Consider the following 23836-nt stretch of genomic DNA (forward strand, 5'->3'; position numbering starts at 1 on the left):
TATCGGGTCGACCGCTGGTATGAGGCGCGCCCCTGCGGCGCGCCCGGTGCGCCGCAGGGGGAAGGCTCAGGCCGAGGGCTTGCGGAACACCTCGACCATCGCGGCGTAACTGGCGGGCCCGTGACCTTCGGCGATCGCGCGCTTGCCCAACGCCGTGATGAGCGCGGGCCACTCGGTGTTGACCCCCAGCTCCTTGCTCTCGTCGAGCAGGTGGTCCATCGCGTCGACGTGCGTATCGATGGTGGAGTCCTCCGCGGGCCACTCGCCCGCGTCGATCTGCGCGGCGTAGGCCTCGATGAAGCCCAGCGACATCTCGGCGAGCGCCTTGGCCATCGGCAGGTACTCGGTGGCCTTCACGCCTGCGGTGCCCAGCAGCGCGACACCGTGCAGGAAGCTGTTCTCGACGCCCCACATCATGGTGAGCAGGGAGACGTCGTAGAGGGCGGCGAGACCATGGTTCTCACCCAGGTAGGTGGTCGCCGCGGGGGCCACCGCCTTGAGGGTCTGCTCGTGCTCGTCGAAGGCCGACTTCGGACCGCAGTACAGCAGCAAGGCCTCGTCGGTGGCGATCGCGGGCGGGATGGCCATGATCGCGCTGTCGATGTACGCGCCGACCTTGTGTTCCGCCGCCCACTTCGACATGTCCCTGGCCTGTGACGAGCTGGCGCTGGTCATGTTGACCAGCGTGCGGCCCTCCAGCGAACCCACCTCCGGGTCGAGCAGCTGGTGCACGGCGTCGTAGTCCGAGACGCAGATGACGACCAGCGGGCTCGCCTCGACGGCGTCCTTGACCGAGGGCGCCAGGACCGCGCCCTTGGCGACGAGCTCGTCGGCCTTGGCGGCCGAGCGGTTCCACACGGTGGTCGGGTGCCCGTTCCCGAGGAACGCGGCAGCCAATGCCTGACCCATCAGGCCTAGACCGATGACGGTGACCGGCGCTTGGGCGGCATTGGGGTTGGACATCACATTCACTCCTGTTCGGTCCGCGCCCATTCAGGTGACGCGATGTGGTTGTTCGGCGGACTTCAACGGTTTCATTGGCAGGGGTGGCCCGACCAGCAGCGGATCTGACCATCTTCGAACGATTCGTGCCATAGACTCGCGATCATGAGTCCGGGCACAATCGCGATCGCTGTGATCAACGGCACCGACATGCAGGTCTGCGAGATTTACGAGACCGCCATCGCGAACGCGGTCTTCGGTGATCCGCAATACGACCTGGCCAATCCCTGGTATGAATTGAAGCTTTGCGCGGTGAACGGGAACCAGCCCGCGGCGCGCGGATTCTCCGTGCGCACGGCGCATGGGCTCGACGACCTGGTCGTCGCCGACACCGTCATCGTTCCCTCGGTCCCGTACTACGTGCTGCAGGGCAGCGCTCCACTGCCGTCGGACTTCGTGGACGCGCTGCGCGAGGCGGCCGGGGCGGGCGCGCGGATGGCGTCGATGTGCACCGGGGCGTTCGCCCTCGCCGAGGCGGGCCTGCTCGACGGCCGCAGGGCCACCACGCACTGGATGCACACCTCCGATCTGGCCAAGCGCTACCCGGAGGTCCAGGTCGAGGACACCGTGCTCTACGTCGACGACGGCGATGTCCTCACCAGTGCGGGCATGAGCGCGGGCTTGGACCTGTGCCTGCACCTGGTGCGCCGCGACCTGGGCGCCTATGTGGCCGGCCAGTTGGCGCGCCGGATGGTCGTGGCCGGTCACCGCCCCGGTGGGCAGGCGCAGTTCGTCGACCTGTCCGTCCCCGACAGCGACGACGACACCCTCGCGATGACGATGGACTGGGCCTCGCGCAACCTCGACCAGCCCCTCACCATCGACGCGATGGCGAAGCAGGCGGGCATGAGCAACCGCACGTTCTTCCGCAAGCTCCAGGCGGCCACCGGCCTCACCCCGCTGAAGTGGCTGCTCAACCAGCGCCTGTCCCGCGCGCAGAGCCTGTTGGAGACCACCGACCTGCCGATCGAGCGGGTCAGCGAGGCCAGCGGCCTGGGCACCGCGACCAACCTGCGCAGGCACTTCACCACACACTTCGGTGTCACGCCCACCGACTACCGGCACTCGCTCAGTGCCGGAGCCCGCGCCCGCAGAGCCGCCGAGCGGGCGCCGGCCCCGCTGACGCGGTCGTCGGCGCCCGGGTCCTGTCAGCCCTCCGCGGGCCAGGAGCTTTCCGCCGGCCAAGGACCGTTGCCCGCGTAAGCGTTGTCGATCACGTACCGCCAGCCGCCGTCCGCGCCACGCTGCAACACGTCGACCGCCAGGCCGCCGAGCTTCTCCGGCTTGCCGTCCCTGGTGGTGTCCATCGTCCACTCGACCACCACCATGGCGGTGTCGCCGTGGACCATCTTCTGGTGCACGGTCGCCTCGACGGTCGCGTTGCGGGTCGCGATGAAGTGCTTGACGTAATCCCTGCGCTCCTGGCCCGCGACCGGCTTTCCGGGCTCCCACAAGCCGACCGCGTCCTCGACGTACAAGGCGTTGACGGCATCCGCGTCGCCCGCGTTGAACGCCACGTTGAACATTTCCTGGTGCGTGTCGATATCACTGGCCAGGGCGTGTTTTTCGAAGGCCATGGTGAGCCCACTCCTGTTCTGGTTATCGGATGTTTTCGGCGCGATGTCGGGCAACGCCGATATGGACGCTACCGCCCGTCGAGTAGCGGTCGATCGCAGTCAGGTAATCGCTGCCGGACTTCTTCGAGAGCGGCGGCGATTACCCCGTTGACACCACGCCGAGATCCGATTTGCTGCTTTTGTCAGCCGGGGAAGACCTTTGTCCAGTCAACGGAGGCGGCATACTCCGAGAAATCCCGTGCCTTGCGGCCGGTGACCTTCTCCACGCCGTCGGACAGGTACGCGGTCGCCCCGTCGTCGATGGCGTCGAAGAGCCGAACGACGTAGTCGGCCAGTTCCCGCGAGTGGCCCCTGCCCACGAGATGCCGGACGTACTCCTCGGGGGAGAGCACGGTGAGGCGAACCTCACGGCCGGACGCGGCGGAGATCTCGGCGACGACCTCGCCGAAGGTCATCAGCCGCGGTCCGGACAGCTCGTACACGGCCTCATCGTGGCCGTCCCCGGTCAGCGCGGCCACAGCGACGGCGGCGATGTCCTCAGCGTCGATGAAGGGCTCGGCACCCTCGCGGGTGGTGACCCGCAGCTCGCCCTCGGCGATCTCCGTGCAGAGGAAATTGGGCTCGCTGAAGTTCTGGCAGAACCAGGTGGGGCGCAGGATCGTCCAGCCGAGTCCGGAGCCGCTCACCACGTCCTCGACGCGGAACAGGCTCGGCTCGTCGGACCTCTGCGTGAAGGGGCGTGCGGAGAGCAGCACCAGGCGCTCGACGCCCGCGGTGGTGGCGGTGCCGATGAAGTCGGTGAGCATCGTCGCGGCGTCGGCGCCCTGTTCGTCGACGACGTATACGGCTTTCATGCCGTCGACCGCGGCAGGCCAGGTGGAGCTGTCGTGCCAGTCGAAGCGGGTCGCGCCGGAACGCGAGGCGATTCTGGGCAGGTGACCGAGCTCGGTGAGCTGACGTGCGACCCTGGCACCGGTCTTGCCCGTGCCGCCGAGGACGAGAATGGGGGATTCGCTCATGCGTCTCATCCAAGCATGAGCGAATCCCCCACCCCCGCGACCGTTTCTCAGTTCGGTAATCCTCAGGGATATCGTCAGGCGGACATCGAACTCCCTCGTACGGCGACGACGGCGACCGCCCGCACCTCGGGGAGCCGGCACCTCTGGCAGGTCCGGCCACCTCTGGCAGGTCCGGCCGCCTCACCGTGAACCCGCGGTCACCCCCCCGGAGCGGGGAAGTAACCGCTGCGGACGAAGAAGTCCACGTATCTGCCGAACAGTGCCCGGTCGACGGGCGGGCACACGATCCCGCTGCCCGCCAGCGCCTTCTCCGTGTCCGAGACGTCCATCGGCGGGTAGGTCGGCCCCGCGCCCTCGGAGTTGATCTCCTCGAACGAGTCGAACAGCGGGGTGACCGCGTTCTCCCGGTCGGCGCCGATGGTCGCGCGCCAGGCGTCCCAGCCGGTCTCGGGCAGGTCGTACCCGATCGCCCGCAGGTGGTCGACGAGATCGCCGAACGACTGCGACTGCTCGTTGAACAGGTGGAAGGTGCCGTTCGCGGAGGACTCGCGGGTGGCCAGCGTGGTGATCGCCCCGCTGACGTAGTCCACCGGGACCAGGTGCACCCGGCCGGTCAGCCGGTCCGGGACCACGCCGGCCTGGAGCATGCCCTTGAGGCTGAGCCAGACGAAGTCCTTGGTCTGGCACGCACCGCTGTCGCGGTCCCCGCACACCACGTCGACCCGGTAGACCGACACGGGGATACCGCGGGCACGGGCGATCCCGAGCACGCCCTCCGCCACCCACTTGCTCTGGAGGTAGCCGTTGCGCAGCAGGTGCGCGGGACCGGTCGTGGCGGTGACACCCACCGGCTCGTTGTCCTCCGACGCGGCGAACACGCCCGTGGTCGACACGTAGTGCACCGGGACCGTGCGGTGGCGCGCGGCCAGCCGCAGCACCTCGACGGTGCCGGTCACGTTGGAACTCTTCAGATCCGGGTACGGGCGCAGCCAGCTCACCGTCGCCCCGGCGTGGAAGACGACGTCGACCCGACGAGCGAGGTCGTCGAACACCTGCTCGCCCAGGCCGAGCCGGGAGGAGGTGAGGTCGCCGACGTGGACGACGACCCTGGCCGGGTCGACCTCGCCCGCCACCTCGTACCACTCCAGGTTCTCCCGCAGCCTGCGCTCCGCGTCGGCCTGGTCGGCGCCGCGCACCAGGCAGTGCACGACCGCGTCGGTGTTGCGCACGATGTCGCGCAGCAGGAACGCTCCGAGGAACCCACTGGCTCCGGTCAGCAGGACCTCCCTGGGATCGGTGGCGACGGTGACCACGGCGTTCGCGGCGACCACGTCGTCGTCGAGCACCACCTCGTTGGCGAAGTCCACGCCCGCGACGGCGTCGTCCCCACCGGTGACCGCCGCGCGCGCCGTGGCGCAGAGGAACTCGGTCAGCGCGGCGGGCGTCGGGTGCTCGAACACCAGCGAGGCGGACAGTCGCGTGCCGATGTGCGCGGCCAGCCGGTTGCGCAGTTCCACCGAGATCAGCGAGTCGAAGCCGAGATCGGCGAAGAACTGGTCGGCACCGATCGCGGAGGCGTCGGCGTGACCCAGGACCGACGCGACCTCCGCGCGGACCAGCTCGCCCACGATCTCCCGCCGTCGCTGCTCGGACTGCCCGGCCAGCCGCCGTTCCAGCGGCTCGGCTTCGCCCGCCCCCCGGGTGGCCCGCCGGGACGTGATCCTGGCCAGGGCGGTGAACAGCAACGGCACCGCGGTGGGCCGGGCGGCCAGCGCGCGCATGTCCAGCGGCGTCACGACCGGGGCCGGGCGACCGGTCCGCAGCGCGGCGTCGAACAGGCCGGGGCCGTCGTCAGGGGTGATCGGCAGCAGCCCGGTGCGGGCGATGCGCTTGAGATCGGCGTCGCTGAGGTTGCCGCCCATACCGCCCACCTGTGACCACAGGCCCCACACCAGCGAGGTCGCCGGGAGCCCGGCGCCCGCCCGGTGCGCGGCCAGCGCGTCGAGGAAGGTGTTCGCCGCGGCATAGGCGCCTTGGCCGGAACCGCCGATGACACCGGCGATAGAGGAGAACAGCACGAACGCCGACAGGTCCATGTCCTTGGTCAGCTCGTGCAGGTTCCACGCGGCGTGCACCTTGGGCCGCAGCACCCTGGCGACCTGGTCGGCGTCCAGGGAGCCGATCATGCCATCGTCCAGGACACCCGCCGTGTGCACGACACCGACGAGCCGGTGCGCGGCGGGGATGGAAGCCAGCACCGAGGCGAGTTCCTCCCGGTCGGCGGCATCGCACGCAGTGATCGTCACTCGCGCGCCGAGAGCGGCCAGCTCGTCGGCCAGGTCTCCCGCTCCCCGCGCGGCCGGGCCGCTCCGGCTGACCAGCAGCAGGTCGGTGACGCCGTGCGCACGGACGAGGTGCCTGGCGAACAGCGCGCCCAGCGCGCCGGTCCCACCGGTGATCAGCACCGTGCCGCCCGGTCGCCACGGTGACGCCGCGCGCCCTGGCGCGAGCCGGGCCAGCCTGGGCACGGCCAACGAGCCCGCGCGCACGGCCAGTTGCGCCTCTCCCGTGGCGATCGCGGCCGGCAGCGCCGAAATCGACGCCGGGTCGTCGTCGATGTCGATCAGCCGGAACCGGTCGGGCATCTCCGACTGGGCGGAGCGCAGCAGGCCCCAGACCGGAGCCGCGGCCAGGTCGACCGGCGTATCGGCGGCGTCGATCGCGCGCCGGGTCAGAAAGATCAGCGGGATCTCGGCGGAGCGCTCGTCGTCGTTCCAGGCGCGTACCAGTTCCAACGCTTGCAGGACGGCGCTCTGGGCCCGGTCGGCGACCGTGCCCGCCGCGTCGTCCTCCGCGGCGAACATCAGCGGCGCGACCAGGCCGGTGAACGTCCCGGCGGCGGCCAGCGCCTCGCCGACCCCGGCGAACCGCAGCGGCCACGGCAGGCCGCCGTAACCGGTCTCCAACACGGCCGGCCCGGCCGCCCGGCCGGCCGGCCCGGCCGGGATGACCGGGGTCCACGCCACGCGGAACAGCGCCTCACCTGGACGGGCCAGCGCGGCGCCGACCTCGTCCTCGCTCGCGCGTTGGGTGACCACGGCCGCCGCACAGGCCAGCGGGGCGCCCGACGCGTCGGCCAGCAGCACCGACACCGCGCCGTTCCCGGCCGGGGTGACCCGCACTCTGGCGGCGGTGGCACCCACCGCGTGCACGGTCACTCCGCGCCACTCCGCTACGACGCCGGGGCGCCCGGTGAGCAGCGCGGCGGGGTGCAGCGCGGCGTCGAGCAACGCGGGGTGCACGCTGAACCCGTCCGCCCCGGTGTCGGCGGGCAGCCGCACCTCCGCGAACAGCTCGCCGTCGCGCCGCCACGCGGCCCGCAGCCCTGAGAAGATCGGGCCGAGGGCGAACCCGGCGTCGGCCCGGTGCCGCAGCAGCAGGTCGACGTCCAGTGGCTCGGCGCCGGGCGGCGGCCACTCGCTCAGGCCTTCCTCGGCGTTCCGGCGGGGACTGAGCACCCCGCGGGCGGCCGGCGTCCACACGGGACGATCCTCGTCCGCGCCGGTGTGCACGCTGATCCGCCGCCTGCCCGCGCCGTCCGGGGCGTCCACGGTGAGCTGCACGCGCAGCCTGGCCCGCTCCGGCAGCACCACCTGCTCGCACACCACCAGCTCGTCGACGTGCGGGCAGCCGACCTCGTCCCCGGCCCGCACCGCCATCTCCAGCAACACCGAGGATGGGACGACCTGGCCGCCGAACAGGCGATGCTCACCCAGCCACGGCGCGATGGACGTCGACAGCGCGCCGGAGATCAGTACCTCGTCCCGGCCGGCGACCTCGACCGGGGCCCCCAGCAGCGGATGGTCCGACACCGGCCCGGCCGGGTCGTCGCCCCGCATCGCGGCGGGCGCCAGCCAGTAGCGCCGGCGCTGGAACGCGTAGCTGGGCAGCGGGCCCGCCGCCGCACCGGCCGGGGCCAGGTAGGCGGCCCAGTCAACCGCGACCCCCGCCGCCCACAGCCGGCCCACCGCGTCGACAAGCTCCAGAGGCTCGGAACCGCTGGTCCGGGTGCTCGCGACCGCCGTGACCCCGGCCCTGCCGTCGAGGCCGTCGCCGACCAGCGCGGTCAGCGCGGCTCCAGGGCCGACCTCCAGCGTCGCCGTGACGCCCTGGTCGGCGAGGCGGTGCATGGCATCGAGGAAGCGCACCGGCCTGCGCACCTGGTCGATCCAGTACTCGGGGGAGCACAGCGTGTCCGCGTCCGCGACCTCACCGGTGACCGTGGAGATGATCGGGATGGTCGGCGCGGTGAAGGTGACCGCGCGCACGACTTCGCCGAACTCGGCCAGCATCGGCTCCATCAGGGGGGAGTGGAAGGCGTGGCTGACGGTGAGCCGCTTGGTCGAGCGGCCCCAGGACGCCACAGTGGCGGCGATCCCGGTGACCACGTCCTCGTCTCCGGAGACGACCACAGCCGACGGCCCGTTGACCGCGGCGATGCCGACGCGGCTCTCGTAGCCCTCCAGCAGCGGCGAGACCTCGTCCGGGGTGGCCCGCAGCGCGACCATGACCCCGCCGGCGGGCAGCCGCTGCATCAGCCTGCCCCGTGCGGTGACCACGGCGGCGACGTCGTGCAGCGACAGCACCCCGGCCAGGTGCGCGGCGGCCAGCTCGCCGATGGAATGGCCGACCAGCACGCCCGGCCGCATCCCCCACGACATCACCAGCCGCGCGGTGGCCACCTCGAAGGCGAACAGCGCCGGTTGGGCGTAGCGGGTCTCGCCGAGCCGGTCGCCCTCGGCGATCACCTGCCGCAGCGGGCGGTCCAGGTGCGGGTCGACGGCGGCGCACACCGCGTCGAACGCCTCGGCGAACACCGGGAACGCCGCGCACAGCTCCAGACCCATGCCGGCGCGCTGCGACCCCTGGCCGGTGAACAGCAGCCCGAGCCCGCCCTGGCGCGCGGCCGCCACCGGAATGGTCTCCGCGTCCCCGGCCAGCGCGCGCAGCCCGGTCAGCAGGCCCTCGCGGTCGGTGCCCACCACGACCGCGCGGTGGTCCAGCGCGGCGCGGGTCGTGGCCAGCGACTGCGCGATCCGCTCGGCCGACAGCGCCGGGTTCCGCTCGACGAACGACAGCAGCCGCTGCGCCTGAGCCCTGGTCGCGCGCGGGGTCTTCGCCGACAGCGGCCACGGCACCACCGGCAGGGGCGCCTCCCGCCCGGTCTCCCCGCCGCTGTCCGGCGCCTGCTCCAGGATCACGTGCGCGTTGGTGCCGCTGACCCCGAAGGACGACACCGCCGCTCGGCGCGGCCTGCCCGTCTCCGGCCACGGCCGCTGCTCGGTGAGCAGCTCGACGCCGCCGCGGGCCCAGTCGACCAGCGGCGTGGGCTCGTCGACGTGCATCGTCCTGGGCAGCACCCCGTGCCGGATCGCCTGCACGATCTTGATGACGCCGCCGATGCCGGACGCGGCCACCGCGTGGCCGATGTTGGACTTCAGCGACCCCAGCCACAGGGGCCGGGCCGCGTCGTGCGCGGCACCGTAGGTGGCCAGCAACGCCTGCGCCTCGATCGGGTCGCCCAGCCTGGTCCCGGTGCCGTGCGCCTCCACCGCGTCGACATCGGACGCCTTCAGCCGGGCCTCGGCCAGCGCCCTGCGGATGACCCGCTCCTGCGACGGCCCGTTGGGCGCGGTGAGCCCGTTGGACGCGCCGTCCTGGTTGATCGCGGAGCCGCGCAGCACCGCCAGTACCCGGTGCCCGTTGCGCTCGGCGTCCGACAACCGCTCCAGCAGGACCAGGCCGACACCCTCGGACCAACTGGTGCCGTCGGCCGCCGCGGCGAACGACTTGCACCGGCCGTCGGCGGCGAGGCCGCGCTGGCGGGAGAAGTCCACGAACCCGCCGGGGGTCGCGCTGATCGTCACGCCGCCCGCCAGCGCCAGGGTCGACTCACCGGAGCGCACGGACTGGGCGGCGATGTGCAGCGCGACCAGTGACGACGAGCACGCGGTGTCGACGGTGACCGCGGGTCCCTCGAAACCGAACGAGTACGCGACCCGGCCGGACACCACGCTGGTGAGTTTCCCGGTGATCAGGTAGCCCTCCAGCTCGGCCGGTCCGCGCAGGCCGAGGTAGGTCTGCTCGACCGCGCCGACGAACACGCCGACGTCGTCGCCCTTGAGCCCGGTCGGGTCGATGCCCGCCGCCTCGAAGGTTTCCCACGCGGCCTCCAGCACCACCCGCTGCTGCGGGTCCATCGACACCGCCTCGCGCGGGGAGATCCCGAAGAACTCCGCGTCGAACTCGGTGGCGCCGTCGAGGAACCCGCCCGAGCGGGTGTAGGTCGTGCCGGGGGTTTCCGGGTCCTCGTCGAACAGCCGGTCCAGGTCCCAGCCCCGGTCGGTCGGGAACTCCGAGATCGCGTCCCGGCCGTCGAGCACGAGCTGCCACAGGTCGTCGGCCGACGCGATCCCGCCGGGGTAGCGACAGGCCATACCCACGATCGCCACCGGCTCCTGCCGTCCGGACTCCAGCTCGGTGATGCGGTGTCGCGCCTTCTGCAAGTCCGCCGTGACCCATTTCAGGTACTCGGCGAGCTTCTTCTCATCCGCCATGGTCTTCTCTCAACCCTTCGTCAGGACGCGTCAGCTGTCGGCTCTGCCTAGTTGGTTGTCGATGAACGCCAGCAGCTCCTCGGTGGACGCCTCCTCGATGGCCGTGTCCGGTGCGGTGACGGCGATCCCGGAGCTGTCGGACGACTCCATCCATCGGGAGAGGATCGTCTGCAGGCGCACGGTGATCGTGTCCCTGCCCCCGTCGTCCTGACCGACGGAGAACAGCACGTCCTCCAGCGTGTCCAGCTCCGCGAGCACCGGTGATGCGAGCGGCGCCGCGCTGTCCGGGGCGATCGCGTCGAGCAGGAACGCGGTCAGCGCGGCGGGCGTCGGGTGGTCGAACACGACCGTGGCGGGCAGCCGCACGCCCACCGCCGCGCTGAGCCGGTTGCGCAGCTCGACCGCGGTCAGCGAGTCGAAGCCCAGCTCCATGAACGGCCGCCTGGGATCGACGGCGTCCGCGTCGCGGAGGCCGAGCACCACCGCCACCTGGCCGCCGACCAGTCTCTGGACGGTCGCCTCGTGCTTTTCCGCGGGCAGCCCTGCCAGCCGCTCGGCCAAGGGCGTCCCGTCGTCGTCCCCGGCCCGCTGAGCCTGACCGGCGGGCGGGACCAAACCGCGCAGCAGCGGGGCCACGTCGTCGCCGGAGCGCAGTGCGTCCAGGTCGAAAGGGGTCGCGGTCAGCGCGGCGTCGGGCAGTCCGAGCGCGGCGTCGAGCACGGCCAGCCCGTGGTCAACCCCGACCGGGACGAACCCGTCGCGGCGGAAGCGGGTCAGATCGGCGTCGGTCACCCCGGCGCCGATGCCGCCGTCGACCTCCCACAGGCCCCAGCCCAGCGCGGTCGCCCGCAGGCCGCGGGCCGCCCGGTGCCGGGCCAGGCCGTCCAGGAACGCGTTGGCCGCGGCGTAGTTGGCCTGCCCCGCACCGCCGAACACGCCGAGGAGCGAGGAGAAGAGCACGAACGCGGACAACTCCATGCCCTCGGTCAGCTCGTGCAGGTGCCACGCGCCGTCCACTTTGGACCGCAGTACGTACTCCAGTCGGGGAGGTTCCATCGCGGTCACCAGGTCGCTGTCCAGCACTCCGGCCGCGTGCACCACAGCGGTCAGCGGGTGCTCGGCCGGGATGTCCGCCAGCAGCGCGGCCAGCGCGTCGCGGTCGGCGACGTCGCACGCGACGATCTCCACGAACGCGCCGTGCCCGGCCAGCGCGCGCCGCAGCGGCTCGGCGCCCGCGGCGTCCGGACCGGACCGGCTCACCAGCAGCAGGCGCCGCACGCCGTGCTCGGCCACGAGGTGGCGAGCGACCTCCGCGCCCAGCGCCCCGGTGCCTCCGGTGATCAGCACCGTACCCGAGGTTGTCCAGGCGCCCTGGCCGCCGTCCGGCGCACCGCCGTCGACCCGGCCCAGGCGGGGCGCCAGGACCTCGCCGCCACGCAGGGCGACGGCGGGCTCGTCGGTGTCGAGCAGCGCGGCCAGCAGCGCGAGGTCTGCGGTTTCGGTGTCGGTGTCCACCAGGACGATCCGGCCCCGGTTCTCCAACTGCGCCGAGCGGACCAGACCCCACAGCGCGGCGGTGGCCGGGTCGCAGAGGTCGGACCCGGCCGCGACCACGGCGCCCCGTGTGAGCACCACCAGCCGGGTCTCGGCCAGCCGCTGGTCGGCCAGCCACGTGCGCAGCGACGCCAGTACGCCCGACGTGACCGCGTGCGTCCGCGCCGCGACGTCGCCGCCGGCCTCGGCCTCGGCGTTCAGCAGCAGCACCTCGGCGGGCAGGCCGGAGTCGGCGACAGCGGCGATGTCGTCGAACACCGGCAGGTCGGTCCGGGTGCCGCCGACGGCGGCCCAGGTGACCGGCGGCGTGCCGGGGGTCAGCGGCAGCGCGATCCACTCCAGGCGGTGCAGCGACCGTGCCGGGCCGGGGCCGCCGATCAGGTCGGCGGATGTCCGGTCGCGCCAGATGACCGAGTCCACACCGGCGACCGGGCCCCCGTCGGCGTCGGTCAGCAGCACCGATGCGCTGTTCTCCCCGGTCGGCGTGACCAGCGCCCGCACCACCGTGGCGCCGGTGGCGTGCAGCTGCACCCCGTGCCATGCCGAGGCCAAGTGGCCACGGGTGACGCCCGCGAGCGACAGGGCCTCGTGCAGCAGGGTCGGGTGCAGGCCGAACCCGCCCGCGTCCCGGGTGTGCTCGTCGGCGAGCCGCACTTCGACCGCGGTCGCGGCGTCGACGTGCTGTCGCGAGCTCACCGCCGCGGGCTTGGCGGCAAGCAGACCGGTCGCCACCGCGACCCACTCCTCATCGGTGGCCCTGGCGTGCACGGACACCGCGCGCGCTCCATTCTCGTCCGCCTCGCCGACGCGGGCCTGCACCGACGCGAAGCCCGACTCCGGCACCGCCAGCTCGGCCGGCACCGTCAGCTCGGTCACGACCGGGCAGCCGACCTCACGACCGGCCCAGGCGACCGCCTCCACCAGGGCGGACGCGGGCAGCACCACGGCGCCGGACACGGTGTGCTCGGCCAGCCACGGGTGCGTCCCCAGCGAGACCTCACCGGTGAACAGCACCTCGCCGGTGTCGGCCAGCGGGACGGCTCCGCCCAGCAGCGGGTGGTCGCCCGGCCTCGGGCCGAACGTCGCCGGCACGCCGGCGGCCTCCAGCCAGTAGCGCTCGCGCTGGAACGGGTACGTGGGCAGGTCGACGACCTTCGCCCCGATCCCGGCGAAGAACGCCGCCCAGTCCACCCGTACGCCCCTGGTGTGCAGCAGGCCCAGCGTCCCGACCAGGGTGCGCGGCTCGTCGTGGCCGTTGCGCATGGCCGGGACCGGCACCGCGTGCTCCACCCCGGCCGCGGCCATCGCCGTCAGCACCCCGTCCGGGCCCAGCTCCAGCATCGTGCTGACGCCCTTGGCCTCCAGCGTGCGCACGGCGTCCAGGAACCTCACGGGCAGGCGCACCTGGTTCACCCAGTAGTCGGTGGTGGACCACTGGTCGCCGGACTCGACCTCGCCGGTCACCGTCGACACGATCCGGATGTTCGGGCGGTGGAAGGTCAGCCCCTGGGCGATGGCCCGGAACTCCTCGAGCATCGGGTCCATCCTCGGCGAGTGCGACGCGCGGCTGATGGCCAGCCGCTTGGTGTTGCGCCCGCGCGCCTTCCAGAGCGCGGCGACGGCCTCCGTGGCGTCGGTGTCGCCGGAGACGACGACCGACTGCGGGCTGTTGATGGTGCCGATGACCGCCCTGCCGGACTCCGGCAGCGTCTCGGCGATCTCCTGCTCCGTGGCCTGGATCGCGATCATCGCGCCGCCCTCGGGCAGACCGCGCATGAGCCGGCCGCGCGCGGTGACCAGTGTCGCCGCGTCCGGTAGGGACAGCACCCCGGCGACGTGCGCGGCGATCAGCTCGCCTGCGGAGTGGCCGACGACGAAGTCCGGGTGCACGCCCCACGCCGCGAGCTGACGGAACAGCGCGACCCCCACGGCGAACAGCGCGGCCAGCGTGTAGTCGATCTGGTCCAGCTCGTCGCCGGTCTCGATGACCTCCCTCAGCGGCCTGGGCAGGCCCTTGTCCAGCTCGTCGGCCACCTCGTGGAACGCGTCCCGGAACACCGGGAACGCCGCGCAGAGCTGCTTGGCCATGCCCACGCGCTGCGCGCCGCCGCCGGTGAACATGAATGCGGTCAGGCCCTCGGCGCGGACCCCGCGCACCGCGTTGGGGCCGTCGCCGGCCAGCTCGGACAGGCCGCGCAGCAGCTCGTCGCGGTCGGCGGCCACGACCACGCCCCGGTGAGCGAGAGCGGACCGGGTGGTGGCCAGGGACAGGGCGACGTCGATTCGGTCGACGTCGCCCTCGGCCAGCAGCTCGCCGATCTGGGCCGCGTGGGCGCGCAGACCCGCGACAGAGCTGCCGGAAAGCAGCCACGGCAGCACCGGCGGCTCGACCACGGGCACGACGGCCGGGACCGGGGCATCGGTGTCGACCGGGACCGGGGACGGCTGCTCGATGATCACATGCGCGTTGGTGCCGCTGATGCCGAACGACGACACCGCCGCTCGGCGCGGCCGGTTCCCGCGCTCCCACACCCGCTGCTCGGTCAGCAGCGCGAGCGCGCCCGACGACCAGTCCACGTGCGGGGACGGCGTCTCGGCGTGCAGCGTGCGCGGCAGCGTCCCGTGCCGCATCGCCTCGACCATCTTGATGACGCCGCCGACCCCGGCCGCCGCCTGGGAGTGGCCGATGTTGGACTTCAGCGACCCCAGCCACAGGGGCCGGGCCGCGTCGTGCGCGGCACCGTAGGTGGCCAGCAACGCCTGCGCCTCGATCGGGTCACCCAGCGGGGTGCCGGTGCCGTGCGCCTCGACGACGTCGATGTCGGCCGGATCCAGGCCCGCGTTCGCCAGCGCCTGCTGGATCACGCGCTCCTGCGACGGCCCGTTGGGCGCGGTGAGCCCGTTGGACGCGCCGTCCTGGTTGATCGCGGAGCCGCGCAGCACCGCCAATACCCGGTGCCCGTTGCGCTCGGCGTCCGACAGCCGCTCCAGCAGCAGCAGGCCGACCCCCTCACTCCACACCGTGCCGTCGGCGTCGGCGGAGAACGACTTGCACCGGCCGGAGGGAGACAGCCCGCGCTGCCTGCTGAACTCGACGAACGAGCCGGGCCCGGCCATCACCGTCACCCCGCCCGCCAGCACCAGGTCCGACTCGCCCGACCGCAGCGCCTGCCCGGCCAGGTGCAGGGCCACCAGCGAGGACGAGCACGCCGTGTCGACGGTGACCGCGGGGCCTTCGAGCCCGTAGGTGTAGGCCAGGCGACCGGAGATCACGCTGGAGGTGTTGCCCACCAGCAGGAAGCCCTCGTACTCGGGTGGCACGGACGGCAGGTGCGCGGCGTAGTCGTCGTACATCGCCCCGACGAACACGCCGGTGTTGCTGCCGCGCAGGGTCGCCGGGTCGATCGCGGCGCTCTCGAAGGCGTTCCACGCCGTCTCCAGCAGCAACCGCTGCTGCGGGTCGGTCGCGGTGGCCTCGCGCGGGGAGATGCCGAAGAAGTCGCGGTCGAACAGGTCGGCTTCGTGCAGGAAGCCGCCTTCCCTGATGTAGGAGCTGCCGGTCGCCTCCGGGTCGGGGTCGTAGAGCCGTTCGAGGTCCCAGCCCCGGTTGGTCGGGAACCCGCTGATGGCGTCGGTGCCGTCGGCGACCAGCCGCCACAGGTCCGCCGGCGAGCGGACCCCGCCCGGGTAGTGGCATGCCATTCCGATGATCGCGATCGGATCGTCATCGGCGACGGTGGCCCTGATGCCGGCACCGGCCGCACCGGTGCCGGCCATCTGACCCAGCAGGTACGCGGTCAGCGCTTCCGGGCTCGGGTGGTCGAACACGACGGTGGACGGCAGCCGCACCCCCGTCGCGGCGCCGAGCTGGTTTCGCAGCTCGACGGCGGTCAGTGAGTCGAAGCCTTGGTCTTTGAACGCCCGAGCCGACTCGACGGCCGCGCCGGAGGCGTGGCCCAGCGCCAGCGCCGCCGTGCCCCGCACCAGCTCCAGCACAGCCGGTGCCCGCTCGCCTTCGGGCAGCGCGGCGATCCGTGCGGCCCAGTCGTCCTGGACCACCCGGCGTTCCACCCGCCTGGGCCGGACCAGGCCGTGCCAAAGGCGCGGGCGATCGCCGCCGCCCGCCAGGTCCAGCGCGGCGGGCACGATCAGGGGGTCGGCCAAGCCGAGCACCTCGTCGAACATCGCCAAGCCTTGCGCCCGCGTCAGCGGGACCACACCGGAGCGGGTCCAGCGCTGTACGTCCGCCTCGGACAGAGCCGCGCCCATGCCCTCCGCGTCCGCGCCCCACAGGCCCCAGGCCAGCGAGGTCGCGGCCAGCCCGTCGGCGGCCCGGTGTGCCGCCAGCGCGTCGAGATAGGTGTTCGCGGCGGCGTAGTTGCCCTGTCCGGCCGTGCCCATGATCCCGGAGACCGACGAGAACAGGACGAACGCGGCCAGGTCGTCGTCGGCGGTCAGGGTGTGCAGGTTCCACGCGCCGTCGACCTTGGGTCGCAGCACGGTCGTGATCTGCTCATCGGTCAGTGCCGTGATCGTCGCGTCGTCCAGGACGCCCGCGGTGTGCACCACAGCGGTCAGCGGGTGCTCGGCCGGGACCAGGGCCAGGGCGGCGGCGAGTGCGTCCCGGTCGGCGGCGTCGGCCGCGGCGACCCGGACCCACGCGCCCAGCGCCGTCAGGTCGTCGACCAGAGCGGCGCAGCCAGGACTGTCCTCGCCGCGCCTGCTGACCAGCAGCAGGCGCCGCACGCCGTGTGCGGTGACCAGGTGCCGGGCCACCAGGGCGCCCAGCCCGCCGGTGCCTCCGGTGATCAGGACGGTGCCGTCGCGGTCGATCACCCGCCCGGTCCGGGTGCCCGCGGTCCTGGACAGGCGGGCGGCGTGCAGCCTGCCCGAGCGGATGGCCACCTGCGGTTCCCCGCTCGCCGCCGCCGCGAGGACGAGGGTGCCGTCCGAGCCGTCCGAGCCGTCCGTGTCGACCAGCACCAGGCGGCCGGGGTGCTCCGTCTGCGCCGCGCGGACCAGGCCCCACACCGGCGCGTGCGCCAGGTCGTCGACCCGGTCGCCGGGCAGCGCGGCGACCGCGCCGCTGGTCACCAGCACCAGCGTGGCGTCGGCGAACCGCTGGTCGGCCAGCCACTCCCGCACCAGCGCCAGTGCCACGGCGGTGGCCTCGTGCGCGTCGGCCGGGGAGTCGCCACCGGCGGTCAGCGTGGTGACGACGACGTCGGCGCGTTCGGTGGCGGCCAGCGTGGCGGCCAGGTCGGCTCGGGTCGGCACCGGGGTGTCAGAGGTCGCGATCGCGGGCCAGGTGACGCCGAACAGCGAGGTGCCCTGGCCCGCCTTGCCGAGCACGGCGCGGGAAACCCCGCGCAGGGTCAGTGACTCGACGGTGACCACCGGCGCGCCGGTGGTGTCGGTCAGCTCCAGCCGGACGGCGTCCCGGCCGACCGGCGACACCCGCACCCGCGCCGCGGTGGCCCCGCTGGTGTGCAGGGTGACACCCTCCCAGGTGAACGGCAGCCGGATCTCGTCACGGTCGCGTGCCGCGCCGGGCAACAGCGGGTGCAGCGCCGCGTCGAACAGCGCGGGGTGCAGTCCGAACCGGTCGTCGTGGTCGGCGTCCGGCAGCACGATCTCGGCCAGGACGTCCGTTCCCGCCCGCCACACCGACCGCAGCCCTTGGAACACCGGGCCGTAGTCGTAGCCGAGTTCGGCCAGCGCCGGGTAGGCGTCGTCGACCGGCTCGGCCACCGCGCCCGCGGGCGGCCAGGAGAGCCCTGCCGCGGCAGGGCTCTCCTGGGCGGGTCCCAGCAGGCCCGCGGCGTGCTCGGTCCACGCCGCGGCCGGGTCGTCGCCGTTCGGTCGTGCGTAGACGGTGACCCGGCGGGAGCCGGATTCGTCCGCGGCGGCCACCCTGACCTGCACCCGTACCGGCTCCCCCTCGGGCAGCGGCAGCGGAGCCCGCAGCGTCAGCTCCGCGACCCGCTCGGCGCCCGTGTGCTCGCAGGCGGCGAACGCCAGCTCCAGGAACGCGGTCGCGGGCAACAGGGCCACACCCTCGATGACGTGGTCGGCGAGCCACGGGTGCGTCTTGGTCGAGAGCACGCCGGTCAGCACCACGCTCTCGTCGTCGGCCACCTCGATCACGCCGCCGAGCAGCGGGTGCCCGGCCGGGTCGAGGCCGAGACCGCGCGCGTCGGGGCGCGAGCCCGCGGTCAGCCAGAAGTGCTCGCGTTGGAACGCGTACGTCGGCAGGTCGACGGGGACGGCGTCCGGGAAGAACGGCGTGAGGTCGAGTTGGGGACCGGCGGCGTGTACGCCCGCCAGCCCGGCGACGAAGGTGTCGGCCTCCGGCTTGTCCGTGCGTGCCAGTGGCACGGCGATCGCAGTGGCACCGGCGGCCTCGACGGTCTCCCGTGCCAGCGCGGTCAGCACCGCGTCCGGGCCGATCTCGGCGAACACCGTCGCGCCCAGGCCGGCCGCTGTCAGCACGGCGTCGTGGAACCGCACCGCCGAGCGGATCTGGCCGACCCAATAGTCGGCGGTCGTGATCCGTTCCGGAGTCACGACCGCGCCGGTGACGGCGGAGATGACCGGGATGGCGGGGGCGTGGAACGTCAGGCTCTCGGCGACCGCGCGGAACTCGTCGAGGATGCCGTCCATGTGCGGCGAGTGGAACGCGTGGCTGACCCGCAGCGGGCGCACCCGGTGGCCCTTGTCCTTCCACTGCCGGGCGACGCGGCTCGCGACCTCCGCGTCACCCGCGATCACCACCGCCCTCGGGCCGTTCACCGCGGCGATGTCGACCAGCCCGGCGTGCTCGGCGATCGAGGCGGAGACGGCGTCGGGCTCGGCCTCGATGGCGATCATCGCGCCGTCCGACCGCGCGGCCTGCATCAGCCGGCCCCTGGCGGCGACCAGCGTCGCGGCGTCCTCGGCGGAGAGCACCCCGGCCACATGCGCTGCGGCCAGTTCGCCGATCGAGTGCCCGACCACCAGGTCCGGCACCACGCCGTGATGCGCGGCCAAGCGGTGAAGCGCCACCTCGAACGCGAACAGCGCGGGCTGGGTGTAGCCGGTCTGGTCCAGGTCCTCCCCGCTCCCGATGACCTCGCGCAGCCGGCGGTCCAGGTGCGGGTCGAGGTGCGCGGCGATCTCGTCGAACGTTTCGGCGAACACCGGGAACGCGGCGCGCAGCTCCTCGCCCATGCCGACTCGCTGGGAGCCCTGGCCGGTGAACATCAGCAGGGTCTTGCCGGGCAGCGCTGTGCCGCGCACCACGGTGGGCGCGGGCTGCCCGCCCGCGAGGGCGGCCAGCCCGTCGAGCCGGTCCGGTCCGGTCGAACCGAGCACCACCGCGCGGTGGGCGAACGGGGTGCGCGTGGTCGCCAGCGCGAGACCGATGTCGGCCGGGTGCGCGTCCGGCCGCGTGAGCACGAACTCGCGCAGCCGTGCGGCCTGGCCGCGCAGGCCGTCGCCGGTCGGCGCGGACAGCACCCACGGCGCCCTCGACGCGTCACCGCCGCCCGGCCGGTCCGCCTCCGGCTCCACCTCGGGCTCCACCTCGATGATGGCGTGGGCGTTGGTGCCGCTGATCCCGAACGACGACACCGCCGCGCGGCGCGGCCCCCCCGTCACCGGCCAGGCGCGGTTCGCGGTGACCACCGAGACCGCGCCCGACGACCAGTCCACGCGTGGGGTCGGCTCGTCGACGTGCAAGGTGGCCGGGACGATGCCGTGGCGCATCGCCTGCACCAACTTGATCACACCGCCGACCCCGGCCGCGGCCTGAGCGTGGCCGATGTTGGACTTGAGCGACCCGAGCAGTACCGGCTCCCGGTCCCCCCGGTCGGCGCCGTAGGTCGCCAGCAGCGCCGCCGCCTCGATCGGGTCGCCCAGGCTGGTGCCGGTGCCGTGCGCCTCGACCACGTCGACGTCGGCGCCGGTCAGGCGGGCGTCGGCGAGGGCCTGGCGGATCACCCGCCGCTGCGCCAGGCCGCTCGGTGCGGTCAGGCCGTTGGACGCGCCATCGGAGTTGATCGCCGAGCCGCGCACCACGGCGAGCACCTGGTGCCCGTTGCGGCGGGCGTCGGACAGCCGCTCGACCACGAGCAGGCCAACGCCCTCGGCCCACGCGGTGCCGTCGGCGGCGGCGGCGAAGGCCTTGCAGCGGCCGTCGGCGGCGAGGCCCTGCTGCCGGGAGAACTCCAGGAACATGCCCGGCGTCGACATCACCGCCGCACCGCCCGCGATCGCCAGCGACGTCTCGCCCCGGCGCAGCGACTGAACGGCCAGGTGCAGCGCCACCAGGGACGACGAGCACGCGGTGTCCACCGTGATGGCGGGGCCGAGCAAACCCAGCTGGTAGGCGATGCGGCCGGACATGACGCTGGCCGTGCCGCCGGTCAGCAGGTGCCCCTCCACGCTCGCCGGCGCGTCGTGCATCCGGGGGCCGTAGTCGAACGTCGTGGCGCCGATGAAGACCCCGGTCCGGGAGCCACGCAGGTCACGAGGGAGAAGACCGGCCCGCTCCAGCGCTTCCCACGTGGTCTCCAGCAGCAGCCGCTGTTGCGGGTCCATCGCCTGCGCCTCGCGCGGGGAGATATCGAAGAACCTGGCGTCGAAGAGGCCCGCGTCGTGCAGGAAACCGCCCTCGCGCACCGAACTTTTGCCGGACGCGCCGGGGTCGGGGTCGACCAGGTCCTCGGCCCAGCCCCGGTCGGTGGGGAAACCGGAGATGGCGTCGCCGTTGCCGACGACCAGCCCCCACAGGTCGTCGGGCGAGGCGACCCCGCCGGGGTAGCGGCACGCCATCCCGACGATCGCGATCGGCTCGTCGTCCGAGCCGGCGGTGACGACCTCATCGACATCGGTGTCCCCGCCACTGAGCCGGGCGTCGAGGTGAGCGGCCAGCGCGGTCGGCGTGGGGTGGTCGAACAGGGTGCTCGACGGCAGGCTCAGCCCGGTGGCCTCCGCGAGGCCGTCACTGAGTTCCACGGTCATCAGCGAGCTGAAGCCCAGGTCGCGGAAAGACAGGTCGACCTCGACCGCCTTGCCGGGGGCCAGGCCCAGGACGGCGGCGACGTGCGCGGTCACCAGGTCGGCCGCGCGGGTGGTCGGGCCGGTGACCGGGCGTGCGGCAGGCGCGCGGCTGACGCGCGGCGCGGCGGGGGCGGCGCTGTCGGCCGCGCCGTCGGTGCCGTCGGTGACCCAGTGGTGCTCGCGCTGGAAGGCATAGGTGGGCAGGTCGAGCCGGCGGGCCCTCGTGCCCGCGAAGACCGAGTCCCACTCCAACTCGACCCCGGATACGACCAGCCGGGACACCGAGGCCATTACGGTACGAGCCTCCGGCCTGCCCTTGCGCAGCACCGACCCCGCCCGCACCGCCGACCGGTCGACGACGCTGTCGGCGACCAGGGCCGAGCACACGTCGTCCGGGCCGAACTCGATGACCGTGCGCACCCCCGCCGCCTCCAGGGCGCGCGCGGCGTCGGTGAAGCGGACGGTCGCGCGGACCTGCTCCACCCAGTACTCCGGGGACGCCAGCAGTTCGGCGGGGGCGACCTGTCCGGTCACCGTGGAGACCACCGTGATCCGTGGCGGGTGGAACTCCAGGCCGGACACGACATCGCGGAAGGCGTCGAGCATCGCGTCCATGCGGTGGGAGTGGAAGGCGTGGCTCACCGAGAGCCGCTTGGTCCTGTGCCCGGCCTGCCGCAGCCGCGCAGCGGCGTGGAGCACGGCGTCCTCGTCACCGGAGATCACGACCGCGTCCGGGCCGTTGACGGCGGCGAGCGCCACGGTGTCGGACAGGTACTCGGCGACCTGCCGCTCCGTCGCCCCCACGGCCACCATCGCGCCGCCGTCGGGCAGTGCCTGCATCATGCGTCCGCGTGCGGAGACGAGTGCGGCGGCGTCGGACAGGGACAGCACGCCCGCGACGTGGGCGGCGGCGATCTCTCCGATGGAGTGACCCATCACGAAGTCCGGTCGCAGGTTCCACGACTCGAACAGCCGGAACAGCGCCACCTCGACCGCGAACAGCGCGGGCTGGGTGTAGCCGGTCTGGTCCAGGTCCGTTCCGCTCTCGATCACCTCGCGCAACGGGCGGTCCAGGTGCGGGTCGATGAGCGCCGCGACCTCGTCGAAAGACCGCGCGTAGACCGGGAACGCGGCGTGCAGCTCCATGCCCATGCCGACCCGCTGGGCGCCCTGACCGGTGAACACGGCCGCGGTCGTGCCCCCCGACGTGACGCCGGTGACGAGCCCGGCGGCGGGGACGCCCGCCGCCAGCGCACGCAGACCGGCGACCAGTTCCTCGCGGTCCGCGGCGACGACGGCGGCGCGGTGGGGGAACCGGGTGCGCGTGGTCAGGGCGGACCAGCCGACGGACGCGACGTCGGCGTCGCCCGCCTCGACGGCGGCCCTGAGCCGCTCGGCCTGCGCGCGGAGCGCCTGCGGGGTGCGGCCCGAGACGACCACCGGCAGCGGTGCCGCGACGCCGGGCTCGCCGGGCTCGGCGGGCTCGGTGGTCGGCGCCTCCGCGACGACGACGTGGCAGTTGGTGCCACCCATGCCGAAGGAACTGACCCCTGCGACGAGCCTGCGGTCCGGGTGCGGCCAGGGGGAGTGGCTCGTGACGACGGAGATGTTCAGCTCGCCGAACGGGATGGCCGGGTTCGGCGTCTCGTGGTTGAGGCTCGCGGGCAGCTCCCGGTTGCTGATCGCCAGCACGGTCTTCACCAGGCCGGTGATGCCCGCCGCGGCCTCCAGGTGGCCGATGTTGGTCTTCACCGAGCCGACGACCAGCGGGTCGCCGGACTGCTTGAGCGTGCCGATCGACGCTCCCAGCGCGGTGGCCTCGATCGGGTCACCCACCGGGGTACCGGTCCCGTGCAGCTCGACGTACTGCACGTCGTCGGGGGACACGCCCGCTCTGCGGTGCGCCGTCCGCACCACCTGCTCCTGTGCGAGCGCGCTCGGCACCGTCAGACCGGAGGTCGCGCCGTCGTTGTTCACCGCGCTGCCCAGCAGCACGCCGTGCACCCGGTCGCCATCGGCGATGGCCGCCCGCAGCGGTTTGAGCACGACCACGGCGGCCCCCTCGCCGCGCGCGTAGCCGTTGGCCTTGGCATCGAAGGTGTGGCAGCGGCCGTCGGGGGACAGCCCGCCGAACCGCTCGGCGCCGAGCACGGTCTCGGCCAGGATGTTGAGGTTCACGCCTGCGGCCAGCGCCAGTGCGGAGTCCCCCGAGCGCAGGGACTCGCAGGCCAGGTGCACCGCGACCAGCGACGACGACTGGCTGGTGTCGACGGTCAGGCTCGCGCCGCGCAGGCCGAGGGCGTAGGAGATTCGGTTGGCGATGACGCCGCGGTGCACGCCCGCGTTGGTGTGCTGGGTGATCGCGGGCGAGCCCTGGCGGTAGACCAGAGCGGCGTAGTCCTCGCGCGCGGTGCCGACGTAGACCGAGGTCGGGCTGCCCTCCAGGTCGGCGGCGACGATTCCGGCGTCCTCCAGTGCGGACCAGGCCAACTCCAGCAGCAGGCGCTGCTGCGGGTCCATGACCCGCGCTTCGCGTGGCGAGATACCGAAGAAGGCGGCGTCGAAATCGGCTATCGAGTCCAGGAAGCCGCCTCTGCGCACCGGGTCGCCCGCGTCGGCGGAGATCGGTTCCCAGCGATGCTCGGGCATGTCGGTCAGCGCGTCGCGCCCGGACCGCAGCAGGTCCCAGAACGCGGCGATGTCAGGTGCCCCTGGTAGCAGGCAGGACATCCCGACGACCGCGATCGCGTCGTCCTCTTGAGTGCCGTGGAATTGCTGACCACTCGTCATGGAAATCGGCTGCCCTCCGCTTGCCGGAAACCGGACGGGTTTTCCCAACCCAAACCCGTATGACACTAGCCACAGCGGGCGGTTTACGACCCACTGCCGGTCTTCCGCCGGTAAGGGCATGATTGAGCAATCGGTTACCGGGTTTCGCGAACACGATCCCGGAGGGCGTCCGGTAAATTCCCGGCAGGAATTCTTCATGTCGGCCGTAGCGCCGGCTATTACCGGAGCTAGACCA

6 protein-coding genes are annotated in these 23836 nt (G+C 73.1%); 1 reads left to right on the forward strand and 5 read right to left on the reverse strand.

Annotated features, from left to right (window positions below):
- Positions 1 to 66: 66 nt before the first annotated feature.
- A complete protein-coding gene (locus AB0F88_RS21405) occupies positions 67 to 963 on the reverse strand; it encodes an NAD(P)-binding domain-containing protein (protein ID WP_362686456.1) in 897 nt (298 codons plus the stop codon).
- A 144-nt stretch (positions 964 to 1107) separates the two neighbouring features.
- Here AB0F88_RS21405 and AB0F88_RS21410 point away from each other — a divergent pair, with 144 nt between their 5' ends.
- Entirely contained in the window at positions 1108 to 2205 is a 1098-nt protein-coding gene (locus tag AB0F88_RS21410; RefSeq protein ID WP_362686459.1) for a helix-turn-helix domain-containing protein, read from the forward strand.
- On the opposite strand, the gene AB0F88_RS21415 is transcribed toward AB0F88_RS21410, so the two are convergent.
- The 4 genes from AB0F88_RS21415 to AB0F88_RS21430 all read right to left on the reverse strand — a co-directional run bounded on the left by AB0F88_RS21415 (position 2151) and on the right by AB0F88_RS21430 (position 23601).
- Positions 2151 to 2579 (reverse strand): nuclear transport factor 2 family protein, encoded by a 429-nt coding sequence (locus AB0F88_RS21415; RefSeq protein WP_362686462.1) that lies wholly within the window; start codon positions 2577 to 2579, stop codon positions 2151 to 2153. The genes AB0F88_RS21410 and AB0F88_RS21415 overlap by 55 nt on opposite strands.
- A 182-nt stretch (positions 2580 to 2761) precedes the next feature.
- Complete coding sequence (locus AB0F88_RS21420; protein ID WP_362686465.1) at positions 2762 to 3598, reverse strand: NAD(P)H-binding protein; 837 nt, start codon at positions 3596 to 3598, stop codon at positions 2762 to 2764.
- 197 nt (positions 3599 to 3795) lie between these two features.
- Complete coding sequence (locus AB0F88_RS21425) at positions 3796 to 10215, reverse strand: thioester reductase domain-containing protein (protein WP_362686468.1); 6420 nt, start codon at positions 10213 to 10215, stop codon at positions 3796 to 3798.
- Positions 10216 to 10245: 30 nt separating this feature from the next.
- Entirely contained in the window at positions 10246 to 23601 is a 13356-nt protein-coding gene (locus AB0F88_RS21430; RefSeq protein ID WP_362686471.1) for an SDR family NAD(P)-dependent oxidoreductase, read from the reverse strand.
- Positions 23602 to 23836 lie beyond the last annotated feature (235 nt).

The sequence above is a fragment of the Streptosporangium sp. NPDC023963 genome (genome assembly GCF_040639135.1).
In the GTDB taxonomy this organism is placed as follows: domain Bacteria; phylum Actinomycetota; class Actinomycetes; order Streptosporangiales; family Streptosporangiaceae; genus Streptosporangium.

Excerpts from the sequence above, each read along its gene's own strand:
- AB0F88_RS21405 (WP_362686456.1), bottom strand. The coding sequence starts at position 963 with ATGTCCAACCCCAATGCCGCCCAAGCGCCGGTCACCGTCATCGGTCTA.
- AB0F88_RS21430 (WP_362686471.1), bottom strand. The coding sequence starts at position 23,601 with ATGACGAGTGGTCAGCAATTCCACGGCACTCAAGAGGACGACGCGATC.
- AB0F88_RS21425 (WP_362686468.1), bottom strand. The coding sequence starts at position 10,215 with ATGGCGGATGAGAAGAAGCTCGCCGAGTACCTGAAATGGGTCACGGCG.
- AB0F88_RS21420 (WP_362686465.1), bottom strand. The coding sequence starts at position 3,598 with ATGAGCGAATCCCCCATTCTCGTCCTCGGCGGCACGGGCAAGACCGGT.
- AB0F88_RS21415 (WP_362686462.1), bottom strand. The coding sequence starts at position 2,579 with ATGGCCTTCGAAAAACACGCCCTGGCCAGTGATATCGACACGCACCAG.
- AB0F88_RS21410 (WP_362686459.1), top strand. The coding sequence starts at position 1,108 with ATGAGTCCGGGCACAATCGCGATCGCTGTGATCAACGGCACCGACATG.